The organism is Nonomuraea sp. NPDC050153, assembly GCF_044460125.1.
GTDB lineage: Bacteria > Actinomycetota > Actinomycetes > Streptosporangiales > Streptosporangiaceae > Nonomuraea.
The window spans coordinates 35,739-47,619 of sequence record NZ_JBITJQ010000026.1 but is presented as its reverse complement, the minus strand read 5'-3'; the positions used below and the strand labels follow the sequence as shown (position 1 = coordinate 47,619).

14 protein-coding genes are annotated in these 11,881 nt (G+C 71.1%); 6 read left to right on the top strand and 8 right to left on the bottom strand.

Annotated elements, in window-relative coordinates:
* Window positions 1-2: 2 nt before the first annotated feature.
* On the bottom strand, window positions 3-197 hold the full coding sequence (locus ACIBQ1_RS42940; protein ID WP_397286380.1) for a hypothetical protein: 195 nt from the start codon (window positions 195-197) through the stop codon (window positions 3-5).
* Window positions 198-364: 167 nt separating this feature from the next.
* On the opposite strand from ACIBQ1_RS42940, the gene ACIBQ1_RS42935 reads away from it, so the two are divergent.
* On the top strand, window positions 365-811 hold the full coding sequence (locus ACIBQ1_RS42935) for a hypothetical protein (protein ID WP_397286377.1): 447 nt from the start codon (window positions 365-367) through the stop codon (window positions 809-811).
* A 191-nt stretch (window positions 812-1,002) separates the two neighbouring features.
* Window positions 1,003-1,704 carry a class F sortase gene (locus tag ACIBQ1_RS42930; RefSeq protein ID WP_397286375.1) on the top strand — a complete coding sequence of 234 codons (702 nt, stop codon included), beginning with the start codon at window positions 1,003-1,005 and terminating at the stop codon, window positions 1,702-1,704.
* On the opposite strand, the gene ACIBQ1_RS42925 is transcribed toward ACIBQ1_RS42930, so the two are convergent.
* On the bottom strand, window positions 1,705-4,029 hold the full coding sequence (locus ACIBQ1_RS42925) for an acyl-CoA dehydrogenase (RefSeq protein ID WP_397286373.1): 2,325 nt from the start codon (window positions 4,027-4,029) through the stop codon (window positions 1,705-1,707).
* A gap of 328 nt (window positions 4,030-4,357) precedes the next feature.
* Here ACIBQ1_RS42925 and ACIBQ1_RS42920 point away from each other — a divergent pair, with 328 nt between their 5' ends.
* Together ACIBQ1_RS42920 and ACIBQ1_RS42915 are read left to right on the top strand one after the other, a co-directional pair.
* Window positions 4,358-4,699, top strand: a complete 342-nt coding sequence (locus tag ACIBQ1_RS42920; protein WP_397286595.1) for an RNHCP domain-containing protein — start codon at window positions 4,358-4,360, stop codon at window positions 4,697-4,699.
* 1 nt (window position 4,700) lies between these two features.
* A complete protein-coding gene (locus tag ACIBQ1_RS42915) occupies window positions 4,701-5,099 on the top strand; it encodes an RNHCP domain-containing protein (protein WP_397286371.1) in 399 nt (132 codons plus the stop codon).
* A gap of 46 nt (window positions 5,100-5,145) precedes the next feature.
* Here the strand turns inward: ACIBQ1_RS42915 and ACIBQ1_RS42910 are convergent, their stop codons facing one another.
* Window positions 5,146-5,538 (bottom strand): NUDIX domain-containing protein, encoded by a 393-nt coding sequence (locus tag ACIBQ1_RS42910; protein ID WP_397286369.1) that lies wholly within the window; start codon window positions 5,536-5,538, stop codon window positions 5,146-5,148.
* A 262-nt stretch (window positions 5,539-5,800) separates the two neighbouring features.
* Here ACIBQ1_RS42910 and ACIBQ1_RS42905 point away from each other — a divergent pair, with 262 nt between their 5' ends.
* Window positions 5,801-6,181, top strand: coding sequence for a hypothetical protein (locus ACIBQ1_RS42905; protein ID WP_397286367.1), 381 nt, complete (start codon window positions 5,801-5,803; stop codon window positions 6,179-6,181).
* Between the two features lie 63 nt (window positions 6,182-6,244).
* Here the strand turns inward: ACIBQ1_RS42905 and ACIBQ1_RS42900 are convergent, their stop codons facing one another.
* Both ACIBQ1_RS42900 and ACIBQ1_RS42895 read right to left on the bottom strand, forming a co-directional pair.
* Entirely contained in the window at window positions 6,245-7,120 is an 876-nt protein-coding gene (locus tag ACIBQ1_RS42900; protein WP_397286365.1) for a tetratricopeptide repeat protein, read from the bottom strand.
* Window positions 7,121-7,139: 19 nt separating this feature from the next.
* On the bottom strand, window positions 7,140-8,579 hold the full coding sequence (locus tag ACIBQ1_RS42895) for an aldehyde dehydrogenase family protein (RefSeq protein WP_397286364.1): 1,440 nt from the start codon (window positions 8,577-8,579) through the stop codon (window positions 7,140-7,142).
* A gap of 136 nt (window positions 8,580-8,715) precedes the next feature.
* On the opposite strand from ACIBQ1_RS42895, the gene pgeF reads away from it, so the two are divergent.
* Entirely contained in the window at window positions 8,716-9,423 is a 708-nt protein-coding gene (gene pgeF, locus ACIBQ1_RS42890) for a peptidoglycan editing factor PgeF (RefSeq protein WP_397286362.1), read from the top strand.
* Window positions 9,424-9,473: 50 nt separating this feature from the next.
* Here pgeF and ACIBQ1_RS42885 read toward each other — a convergent pair whose 3' ends face one another.
* Genes ACIBQ1_RS42885 through ACIBQ1_RS42875 form a run of 3 tightly spaced genes read right to left on the bottom strand, consistent with a single transcriptional unit; the run spans window position 9,474 to window position 11,726 of the window.
* Window positions 9,474-9,824 (bottom strand): hypothetical protein, encoded by a 351-nt coding sequence (locus tag ACIBQ1_RS42885; RefSeq protein WP_397286360.1) that lies wholly within the window; start codon window positions 9,822-9,824, stop codon window positions 9,474-9,476.
* A 26-nt stretch (window positions 9,825-9,850) separates the two neighbouring features.
* Complete coding sequence (locus ACIBQ1_RS42880; protein ID WP_397286358.1) at window positions 9,851-11,008, bottom strand: ATP-dependent DNA ligase; 1,158 nt, start codon at window positions 11,006-11,008, stop codon at window positions 9,851-9,853.
* Window positions 10,983-11,726: a pyrimidine reductase family protein gene (locus tag ACIBQ1_RS42875; RefSeq protein WP_397286356.1), complete on the bottom strand. Its 744-nt coding sequence runs from the start codon at window positions 11,724-11,726 to the stop codon at window positions 10,983-10,985. The genes ACIBQ1_RS42880 and ACIBQ1_RS42875 overlap by 26 nt, the downstream gene beginning before the upstream one ends.
* Window positions 11,727-11,881 lie beyond the last annotated feature (155 nt).

The following is an 11,881-nucleotide window of genomic DNA, read 5'->3' as shown; positions in this document are numbered from 1 at the left end:
GCTCACCTCGGGTACGGTGAGCGCTGGTCGGGAGGCACGCCGCCGCCCTTGCCGCCCCCTTTGTTGCCCTTGTCCGTCGCGTGCGGGTGGTCGGCGCGCCTGGCGCCGCGCTGCTTCTCGGGAACGAGGTGGGCGGACTTGAACTCGGTGGGCGATTTACCTGATCTGCGAATCTCGGGCTGCTGTGGATTGCTCATGGCATTTGTCCCCCTTTATGGGGATATTTCCTGCCACATTGGGATGCGCTTAAACCCTCCGTGTCTGGCTGATTTCACTTCGGTCACATTACTTGACTCGCTATCTAATAGTTCGCAAGGCTTTCTTGTGTATCGGGGGGCGACAACCGATTCTGGAGCCTTCTCTCATGGCAAAAGCGCGACATCTCGCGGCGCTGGTGGCTGCCTTCGTGGTCGGAGGAGTGACCCTGGCGGCGGGCCCGTCCTACGCCTCCGCCCGGACCGGCCCCGATCTACCGGTCGACCTGCCGGTCGATCTGCCCACCTGCCTCCTCCCGCTGCCGTTGCTCTGCGACGAGCAGCCCGAACCCGAGCCCGAGGAGTCCTGGTCGAGCCCGCCGCCCTCCGCTGAGCCCGGACCCGGCGACTCCTGGCCGGGGCCGGAGGAGTCCGCGCGGCCTTGGCGGCCCGCGGGCGAGGAGGAACACCGGGTGCCGAGGGGGCACCCTGAGACCGGCGGCGGCGGGCTCGCCCCGGACAACCCGACGTGGCCGTTCGCCGTGGGCGGGGTGGCGCTCCTGACGGGCGCGGGACTGGCCGGGGCCGCAGTACGGCGCCGCAGGGGTGTCGCCTAGCTTGGCCGGCCCGACAACCCCGGCTACGGACTCGGCCGTGGGCCGGGTCTCGGTCTCGGTCTCGGTCGCGGGCGGGGTGCCGGTTGCAAGCCGGGTGACGCTTCGGGGCTGGGCACCGGTCGTGGACCGGGTGACGCTCGTGGACGAGGCGGCGGGCGTGGGTCGAGGGGCGGGAGTCACTTGGGGGTCGGGTGTCTGCTGAGGGTCGGGAGCCGGGCGGTGGCCGGAGGCCCGGGCAGCGGGTGATGCTGCTCGTGGCGGGCACCGTGTCGTTGGGCGGGGCGCTGCTGATCGGGCTCGGGTTGAGCGGCATCGTCGGTGGCGAGCCCGCGCCGGCACCCGTCGCCGCCACCAGGAGCGGCCCCGTCGACGGCGCGGCCCCGGTCACCGGACTCGCGCTCGGCAAGGTGGCCGCGCCCATGAAGGCCGCCAAGCCGACCGCCGTCTACATCCCGTCCATCGGCGTGGCCGCCCCGCTCATGGAACTGGGCCTCGACGCGGAGGGCGCCATCGAGAACCCGCCGTTCGACCCCCCGGACCTGGCCGGCTGGTACCGCTACGGCCCCGTGCCCGGCCAGCGCGGCGCCGCCGTGATCACCGGCCACCTGGACACGAGATCCGGCCCCGCCGTCTTCGCCAACCTCAAGAACGTCAAGCGCGGCGACCAGGTGCAGGTGCTGCGTGCCGACCGTTCGGTGGCCGTGTTCGTCGTGGACAAGGTCGAGCACACGCCGAAGCGCAGCTTCCCGGTCAAGAAGGTCTACGCCAAGCTCACCTATCCGGGGCTGCGGCTGGTGACCTGCGGCGGGACGTTCGACCGGCAGGCGCACAGCTACCGGGACAACACGATCGTGTACGCGCACCTGGCGGCGCCGTACTATCCGAAGAGCTGATCACGGGTCGCGCGGCAGGCCGAGGGCGCGCTCGGCGATGATGTTGAGCTGCACCTCCGTGGTGCCGCCGCCGATCGTGAACGCCCGCGTCGCGAGGATCATCCGGTTCCAGCGCCGACTCGTGGGAGCCAGCGACCAGCAGAACTCCGCGACCGCCTGGGCGTGCCGCATGCCGAGCAGCTTGCGGACGCTGGAGGCGGTCGCGGAGTCGGCGCCGGGCCTTCGCAGGGTGCCAGGGCCGGACGGCTGGGAGCCGGACAGCTGGGAGCCGGGCGGCTGGGAGCCGGACAGCTGGGAGAGTGTCGCGCGGAGGCCGAGCGCCGAGATGGCCTGGCCCTCGGCCCACAGACGACCGGCCTGCTCGCGTTGCGACTGCCGGAGCGGGGGCAGCGTCGCGATCAGCTCGGCCATGTCGGTGTGCTGCGAGCCCGGACCCCAGGAGTCGCCGAGCGCGACGCGTTCGTGGGAGAGCGTGTCGCGGGCCACCCGCCAGCCCTCGTCCACCGCGCCGACGACCAGGTCGTCCGGTACGAAGACGTCGTCGAGGAAGACCTCGTTGAACACCTCGTCCCCGTTGATCTCCTTGAGCGGCCTGACGGTGACTCCGGTGGAGGACATGTCCACCAGGAAGTACGTGATCCCGTTGTGTTTCGCCTTTTCGGGAGAAGTGCGGGCGAGACAGATGCCCCAGTGGGCGTACTGCGCGAGAGACGTCCAGATCTTCTGACCCGTCAGCGACCAGCCGCCCTCCACCCTCGTGGCCTTCGTCGCCAGCCCGGCCAGGTCGGACCCGGCGCCGGGCTCGCTGAACAGCTGGCACCACACGATCTCCCCGGCGAACGTCTTCGGCAGGAAACGCTCCTGCTGCTCCCGCGTGCCGTACCGGACGATGGAGGGGACCGCCCAGGCCGCGATGCCCAGGTTCGGCCGTTTGAGGCCGCGGAACTCCTGATGGATGATCACCTGCTCCAGCGGCGAGGCGTCCCTGCCCCAGGGCCTGGGCAGGTGGGGCATGATCCACCCTTCTCGCGCGAACCTGCCCAGCCTGGCCAGCGGCTCCTCGGCCCGCAGCGACTCGGCCTCCACCCTGATGGCGTCCCGGACGGCGGTCGCCTCCTCAGGCAGGTCCGGCTCCATCGCCCGCCGTACCCCCGCCACCGCCAGCCCGGACACCTCCTCGGCCCACGGTCCCGGATCTCCGGCCAGCAGGCGGTCGGACAATGCCCTGCGGTAGTAGCGGTGCGCGTCGTGCTCGAAGGTGTAGCCGATGCCGCCGAGCACCTGGATCGCATCGGCCGCGCACCGCACGGCCGCCTCGGTCCCCAGCACCCCGGCCACCGCCACCGCCAGCCTGACCTCGTCCCCGAGTCCGCCTCCGACGATGCCGCCCACCGTCGCGGCCCTCCCAGCGGCCCTGCCCGCGACCTCGCCGTGGCCGGCGCTGCCGGCCCGGTGCGCGCCGGGTGCGGTGTCGAGGGCTCTGGCGGCGTCCCATACGGCGGCGCGTGCCTGTTCGAGCGTCACCAGCGCGGCGGCCACCCGGTGCTTGACCCCTTGGAACTGCCCGATCGGCCGCCCGAACTGCTCGCGTACCTTGGCGTACTCGGCCGCCGTCGTCACGGCCCACGCCGCCACGCCGCACGCGTCCGCCCCGAGCAGCACGGCGGCGATCTCCCGTACCGGCACCTCGCCGAGCACTCGGTCGGCGGGCACGGTACGGGCGGTGACGGAGCAGAGCACCCGGTCGAGATCGACGCTGTCGGCGGGTTCGGCGGTGACGTCCGCACGGTCGAGCACCGCCCACCCGTGGCCGTCCACGGGCAGGAGAAAGAGATCGGCCTCCGGCGAGCCCAGCGCGAGCAGCGGCGCCGCATCGCCAGTCGCACCGTCACCCGGGCTGCCACCCGCGCCGCCACCCGGGTCGGTGGGCAGTGCGACGGCGGCGGTCATGGAGCCGTCGGCGAGCCCGGCGATCAGCGGCGCGACGGCCGGGGACGGACGGCGGCCCGGCCCCGTCCGGGAGACCGCGTCCGGGTGGTCCGTCACGGGCCGGGTGTGCGTGGCCGGGCCGCTCGTTCCCGGCCAGGTGAGCGCGGCTGAGGTCAGGACGGCCGGGAGGTACGGTCCCGAGACCCGCCGCTCGCCCAGCGCCTCCAGCGCGACGCACAGCTCCAGCAGCCCGTACCCCTGCCCACCGCGCTCCTCGGGCAGATGCAGCCCCAGAATCCCCTGCCCCGCCAGCGCCGCGTGGTCGGTCGTGCGCGTGGCGAGCCCTCGCACGGAGGCGGCCAGCTCCTGGTGTTCCTCGGTGGTCCCAATGCCCATACGTCCGAACCTAGAAGGTCATTCGGTCGATGGCCAGGAAAACCATTGGCGGCCTCCGGACCCGCCCGGCTACCCTCCCTGATGTCCTGACGATGGAGCCGATGTTCTGGGAAGGGGTGGATTCATGCCTGGCACCGCGCCTTGCGCGCCTCGCCGTGCCGTGGGCGGATCCTGCCTCTGAAACCTCACGTCTGACAGGCCGGACCGCCTGCCGTGCCAGCATGCCCGCATACGTCGCGAGGCTCGCTCGGCGCTCCCTTGCTGCCCTTCATCGAAGTCATTCCGGCAAGGAGTACCCAGGTTGTCCACCAATGGCAAGCCACGTTCCATCGTGAACACCGAAACCTTCCAGTGCGTACGCTGCGGCCTGACCGTGACCGTGACCGCACCGGACGGCACCCGCCGCAACCACTGCCCGAGCTGTCTGCACTCGCAGCACGTGCTCGATCGCGGGGAGGGCGGCCCTTCGGACTGCGGATCGCGGATGATCCCGATCTCGATCGCGGTCCTGCGTACCGGCGACTGGATGATCATCCATCGCTGCACCCGGTGCGGTGAGCTGACGTCCAACCCCATCTGCGGGGACGACAACCAGCTCATCCTCATGCGCATGGCCGTACGGCCGCTGGCGCAGCCGCCGTTCCCGCTTGAGGCGTTCGGCGGTCTGTGACATGCCGAGGAGGAACCCGGCCCGGGAGCGGCCGCAACAACGCAAGAAGGCGCCGCACCGGGAGCACGGGGAGGCGTTCCGCTGCGTCTCCTGCAGGCTGGACGTCCCGATGATCGCGCCGGGCACCGCCCACCGCAACCACTGCCCGCACTGCCTGACGAGCCTCCACGTCGACCGCCGCGTCCCGGGAGACCGCCGCGCGGCCTGCCGGGGCCGGATGGCGGCGCTGAGCATCACCGTCCGGCCGGACGGCGAGTGGCTGATCATCCATCTCTGCCGGTCCTGCGGCGAGCTCAGCGCCAACCGCATCGCGGGCGACGACAACGCGCTGGCCCTGCTCCGCATCGCCATGCGCCCCCTGTCCGCGCCCCGCCTGCCCCTGCCCGCCTGGGCGGGGTAGGCGACCCCGATGCCCGTCCGGGTGACCCTCGGACGGGCATCGGAGGTCAGTGGAGCCGGCCGTCCCGGTGGAGGTCGTCGAAGATGATCTGATCCACCGGCGCCACGCGGTCGCGGTCGGCGTAGGTCAGCCAGACGACCTCCTCGATCTCGCTGCTGGGCGTCGGGGTCCCCCGGTGGTCGGCGGTGTAGCAGGTCATCCGCACGATGACGCCGTCGGGGTGGCTGTCGGCCTGCGCCTGGTACGTGCCGAGGTGGGCGGCGGTGGCGGGGACGATGGCGACGGACAGCTCCTCGTCGATCTCGCGGACGAGGGTGTCGACGTCGCTCTCGCCGGGTTCGCGCTTGCCGCCGGGGAGGTAGTAGACGCTCTTGCCCTGCGATCGGGTGCTGAGGATCTTGCCGTCCGCCAGGTGGATCCATGCGATCTTGTCAATCATGTCGCCCATCATGCACGCATCCATCCGCATTTCCTCCCCTTGGAGAGAGATCGGATGGTTGGTCATTTCCTGCGACCGCGCGGCTGACAGACGTCATCCCCGCAGAGATCTCTGGCCCACCCGAGACAGAGAAAACCATACCCAGAGCGTTCTCGCCGATCTTCGCGTTCTTGCGCTACCTGCGACGATGTCCTGGAGGAAGTGGAGATCCGCGTCATCGGGGCACGGAATCCCTTCCGAGTACACGCAAAGGCAGGAGTACGTGGACATAGAGGCGGAGATCCGCGCATTGAAGCTCCGCATCGACGCGTTCGAAGCGATCATGCGTACTGGTGACGCAGATTCCGACGACTACAGACACGCCCGCGTCCGAACGGGGAGACGCGTCCGCGTGAAGGTCTCGAAGATCACCTCGGCGGAGATCGCCGTCGCCGAGATGCGGGCCGAGATCGCGGATGCTCAGCTGGAGATCTCCCAGGACTTCGCGGCCCTGGGCGACGAACTGACGGGCCTTCGACGGCAGACCAACGATCAATTCATCTCCGCCCGCGCGGAGATCCTCGGAGTATTCGACTCCCTGCGGAGCGACATGGTCGACCTCGGCCGCAGGCTCGATCAGTTGCTGGAGACACGCAACGCATAGGGGGCACCATCCCACGGGGGCGCGGCCAGGTCCGGCACCTGGCCGCCACTCCCGCCTGCGGGGTCAGTCCCCGAACTCCAGGTGGAGGGCCCGGGTGAAGTCGGAGACCGCCTCCTCGTGGCGGTCCATCTCCTGCAGGATCTCCCCGCGTACCCGGAACGCCCAGATGTACTCGGGGTCCAGTTCGATCGCCTTGTTCAGATCGCTCAGGGCGGCCTCGTTGTCGCCCAGCTCGCTCAGCACCGCGCCCCGGCTGCCGTAGGCCCGGTCGTTCTCCGGGTCCAGCTCCAGCGCGCGGGTCAGGTCCGCCAGCGCCTCCTCGTACCGGTCGATCATGCGGTACGCCTCGCCCCGCCGGCTCAGCGCGCGCACGTACTCCGGGTTCGCCGCCAGCGCCTTCGTGTAGTCCTCGATGGCCTCGGCGTAGAGGTGCATGCGCTGGTACAGGTCTCCGCGGGCCGCCCAGGAGTAGGGGAGTTCCTCGTTCAGGGCGATGATCTTGGCGTGCTCCTCCAGGGCCTCGTCCAGGCGGTCCAGGTCCACCAGTACGTCGGCCTTCGCCTCCAGGATCCACAGGGAGTCGGGGGAGAGGGTGAGGGCGTGGTCGAAGTCGGTCATGGCGTCTTCCAGCCGGCCCATCGCGGCGTATGTCTGGCCCCGGGAGCCCAGCGCGTACGCGCTGTCCGGCTCCAGCTTGAGCGCCTCGTCGAAGTCCTCCAGCGCGGCCCCGTAGCGTTCGATGACGCGGTGGCTCTCGCCGCGCAGCCGCCAGGCGCGGGCGTTGTCCGGAACTAACGCGATCGACTCCGTCAGATCCGCGATCGCCGCGTCATACCTCGACAGGGCGATGTACGATTCGGCGCGGCTACGCAACACGGACGCACGTGACTGCGCGGCAGCGTCCGGCAGCCCGGATTCGTCCTTGATCCCCTCGCTCATGAGGCGTAAATCTATCCGACTAAATCTGGATTATGGCCGCCTTTTCGCGGGTGTACTCGAGGACCGAATCGTGCCCGTACCCGCTGTCCTTGACGCCCCCGAACGGCAGTCCGGGCGGCATCTGCCGGAACGTGTTCACCCACACCGTCCCGCTCTGCAGATCGCGCACGAAACGGTGGGCCCGCCCCAGGTCACGCGTCCAGACGCCGGCCGCCAGGCCGTAGCGGGAGTCGTTCGCGATCGTCAGGGCCTCCTCGTCAGAGGAGAACGGCATGGCCACCGCCACCGGGCCGAAGATCTCCTCCTGGCAGAGCCGGAGCGAGTTGTCCGCGGTCGTGTAGAGGGTGGGGGAGACCCAGTAGCCGCCAGGGAGGCCGGGGACCACCTCCGCCCCCGTCCGCCCGCCGAAGACCAGGCTCGCGCCCTCCTTCTCGGCCAGCTCCAGGTACGACCGCACGTGCTCGTACTGGGCCGAGGAGACGATCGGGCCCATGGTGGTCCGCAGGTCGAGCGGGTCGTCCAGGACCAGGCCGGCGCAGACGCGCTCGATGCGGCCCAGCATCTCCTCCCAGATCGAGCGGTGGATGAGGATGCGGGAGCCGGCCACGCAGACCTGCCCGGCGTTGCCGGTGTAGACGGAGTTCACGGTGACGCCCTGGGCGGCCGCGTCCAGGTCGGCGTCGGGGAAGACGATGTTCGGGGACTTGCCCCCGAGCTCGAACGTCAGCGGCTTCAACGCGTCCGCCGACGCCCGGGTGATGGCCTGCCCGGTGGCCGTCGAGCCGGTGAGGCTGATCTTGGCGACGTCGCGGTGCCGCACCAGCGCGTCCCCCACCTCCTCGCCCAGGCCGCTGACGATGTTCAGCACCCCGGGCGGGAACACCTCGGCCAGCAGTTCGCCCAGCCGCAGCACCGACGCGCTCGCCTGCTCGGCCGGTTTGACGATCACCGTGTTGCCGGCCGCCAGCGCGTACGCCGCCTTGGCCGAGAACGTGGAGATGGGCGAGTTCCACGGGATGATGCAGACCGCCACCCCGTACGGCTCGCGCCGGGTCAGCCCGAGCGTGTCCGGGCCGAGGATGACGGTGTCGCCCTTGGCCGCGTCGAGGCACTGCCCGGCGGCCAGCTGCCACAGGTACGCCATCCCGGGCAGGTCCTTCTTCAGCGTGTCGCGCAGGATCCTGCCGTTGTCGCGCGTCTCCAGCCTGGCCAGCTCCTCGGCGTTGCGGGCGAACACCTCCGACACCTTGCGCAGACAGCCCGCCCGGGCCAGGGCGGGCAGCGCCGACCAGGCGGGGAAGGCGCGGCGGGCCGCCGCGACGGCCGCCTCGGCGTCGGGCGCCCCGCCGGCCGGGATCCGCGCCCACACCTCCCCGGTGGCCGGGTTGACCGAGTCGAGGGTTCTGCCGTCGCTTGCGGGGACCAGCTCGCCGCCGATGAGATTGCGATAGTCAGGCACTGACCAAGCATATGCTTGCTTGACTCCCTGCACCAAGCCGCTGGACCTCCGGGCCGTCCCCGCCTTCCTCGCCAAGGAGAAGGTCGCCTGGAAGGGCCGTTGGCTCGCCGACCGCGTCGCGTCCTAAGATCGAGCCATGGAGCTGGCCCCTGGAGTGCGTGTCGCCGTCACCGATCGCCACGGAGGGATCAGCGCCCCGCCGTACGGGTCGCGCAACCTCGGCGGGCTGGTCGGCGACGACCCGGAGGCCGTGCGGGCCAACCGGGCGGGCGTCGCGGCCGAGCTGGGCGTGCGGGGCATCGTGTTCATGCGCCAGGTCCACAGCGCCGACGTCGCCTATGTGAGCGAGCCCTTCGGGGACGATCCGCCGGCGCTCGACGGGGTGTTCACCACCGAGCCGGGGCTGGCGCTGGCCTCGCTCGGGGCCGACTGCCCGGCGGTGCTGGTGGCCGACCCGGTGGCGCGCATGGTGGGCGCCGCCCACTCCGGCCGCCCCGGCACCGAGGCGGGCATCGCGAGCGCCCTGGTCGCGGCCATGGTGGCCAAGGGCGCGGCGCCGGGCCGGATGGCCGCGCTGGTCGGGCCCGGCGCGTGCGGCCGCTGCTACGAGGTGCCCGCCGAGCTGCGCGAGCGGGTGGCCGCCCGCGTCCCCGAGACGTGGTCCACGACGTCGTGGCAGACGCCCGCGCTCGACCTGCGGGCCGGGATCGAGGCCCAGCTCCGCGCGGCCGGGGTCCAGGACGTACGCCATGACGCGCGCTGCACGATCGAGTCGGAAGAGCTGTACTCGCACCGCAGGGAGCAGCCGGGCGGTCGCTTCGCCGGGCTCATCTGGCTCGCATAGGACCTGTTCCGATCGCCCTCCCACCGTGACCGGCGAGCCCGACCCGGGGGCTAGCTCTCCTTGCCGCCCTGCCGTCCCGCGTTGAAGATCACGTTGATGATGACGATCCCGAGCCAGATCGGCACCAGGTAGCCCCCCTTGCCGTCCCCGAACAGGACCAGCGCGAGGGTGGAGAGGGTGCCGAGGCAGAGCGAGACGATCGCCAGCGCGAGCCGCTGCCCGTCGGGCGCCTGGTCGCGAGCGGGCGCCTTGGACGCCCGCTGGGCGATGCGCTCGTCCACCCGCCGGTCGACCTCCTGCCCCATCTTGTCGAGGAAGGACTCGACCACGGCGTCCTCGAACTCCGGCCCGAGGTCGCGACGGGCGGACACCGCCGCCTTCAACTCATCCCCTGTACTCATATGTCGAGATATAACGGGGCACTCGGCTACCGGGCAAGGATGTCGTCCAGGTTGTAACTCACCGGACGTTCGAGTTGCTCGTACGTGCACGACTCCGGCGTGCGGTCGGGCCGCCACCGCCGCCACTGCGCCGTGTGCCGGAACCTGTCGCCCTCCATCTGGTCGTAGGCCACCTCGATCACCAGCTCCGGCCTGAGCGGGATGAACGACAGGTCCTTCTTGGCGTTCCACCGCGACACCGCGCCGGGCACCCGCTGCCCGCCGGTCGCGGGCCCGGCGGCGGGCTGGCCGATGTTGGCCGTCGCCTGCTCGGCCCAGTGGCCCCAGGGGTGCTCGCTCAGCTCCGCGATGTACGGCTTGATCTCCTCGACCAGCTCGGCCCGGCGGGCCATCGGGAACGAGGCCGCCACGCCCACGTGGTGCAGCCGGCCGTCGTCGCCGTAGAGGCCGAGCAGCAGCGACCCGACGATCGGGCCCGACTTGTGCTCGCGGTAGCCGCAGATCACCACGTCGGCGGTGCGCTCGTGCTTGACCTTGAACATCGTGCGCTTGTCGGGCACGTACGGCTGGTCGCCCGGCTTGACGATGATGCCGTCGAGCCCCGCGCCCTCGAACGTCTCGAACCACTCGGCCGCCCGCTCGTCGCTGGTCGTGACGGGGGTCAGCCGAATGGACCCGCCTTTTTCCGGAAATATCCCCTCAAGCCGCGCGCGGCGCTCCGAGAACGGCGCCTCCATCAGCGACTCGTCGCCCAGCGCCAGCAGGTCGAACGCGACGAACTGGGCCGGCGTCCGCTCCGACAGCAGCTTCACCCGCGAGGCGGCCGGATGGATGCGCTGCTGCAGCGCGTCGAAGTCGAGCTGCGACCCCATCGGCAGCACGATCTCGCCGTCCACCACGCACCTGTCCGGCAGCTCGGCCCGGACCGCCTCGACCAGCTCAGGGAAGTAGCGCGTGAACGGCCGCTCGTTGCGGCTGCCCAGATAGACCTCGTCGCCGTCGCGGAACACGATGCACCGGAAACCGTCCCACTTCGGCTCGTAGAACAGCGAGCCGTTCTGCTTGGGCATGGCCTTGACCGGCTTGGCCAGCATCGGCGGCACCGGCGGGCGCACCGGCAGATCGGGCACCGGCTGCTCTTCGGCGGGCTCGGCGGGCTCAGCGGGCTGAGACGGCTCGGTCATGGCTCTGCTCCCTCGTGTATTTGCAGAAGAGGACCCCCTCCTCCTCCAGCACCTGGCTGAGGCCCAGTGTCACCTGCGCGGGCTCGCCGTTGAGCACGCGGGCCGCGCCGCCGCCGACCAGCAGCGGGCTGATCGACAGGCACATCTCGTCGACCAGGTCGTGCGCCGCGAGCTGGGCGTTGACCCTGGGGCCGCCCTCGCACAGGATCCTGGTCAACCCGCGCCCGTGCAGCTCCGTGACGGCCAGTGGCAGGTCGACGCTCTCGCCCCCGGCCACGATGACGTCGCAGTGCCTGGCCGCCGCCTTGCGCCGCTCGTGCGGGGCGGCCTCGCAGGTGATCACGATCGTCCGGCTGGGGGCCTCGGTGAACAGCTCGTCGTCGAGGTCGAAGTCCATGCCGCGGGTGATGACCGCGATGGGCGGCACCTCCGGCCTGCCCACCCGGATCTCGGCCCACGAGTCACGCGGAGGGACGGGGCCGTACCCCTCCTTGCGCACGGTCGCGGCGCCCGCGAGGACGACGTCGGCCAGGCCGCGCAGGACCTGGAAGATCCGCCTGTCACCGGCGCTCGACAGCCCGCCCGAACGGCCCTTCAGCCACGCCGCCCCGTCGGCGCTGGCCACCATGTTGAGCCGCAGCCACGGCCGGCCCTCGGGGTAGGCGTATGCCTGCACGATATCCGGGTTGTCCTGTATGTCGGGATGGATGCGCCGCACCCCTCTACCTTGGCACACCCCACCGACAACCCACCGAACGGGAGAGCCCGCAGCGCCGTCCGGCGGTCCGCCTGACGCCTGTCCTGCGGCCCGGGTGGCCGTCCGGGTGGGTATTTCGGGAAATGGGGCGTATAGCGCTTTTGTGTATCCAAGGA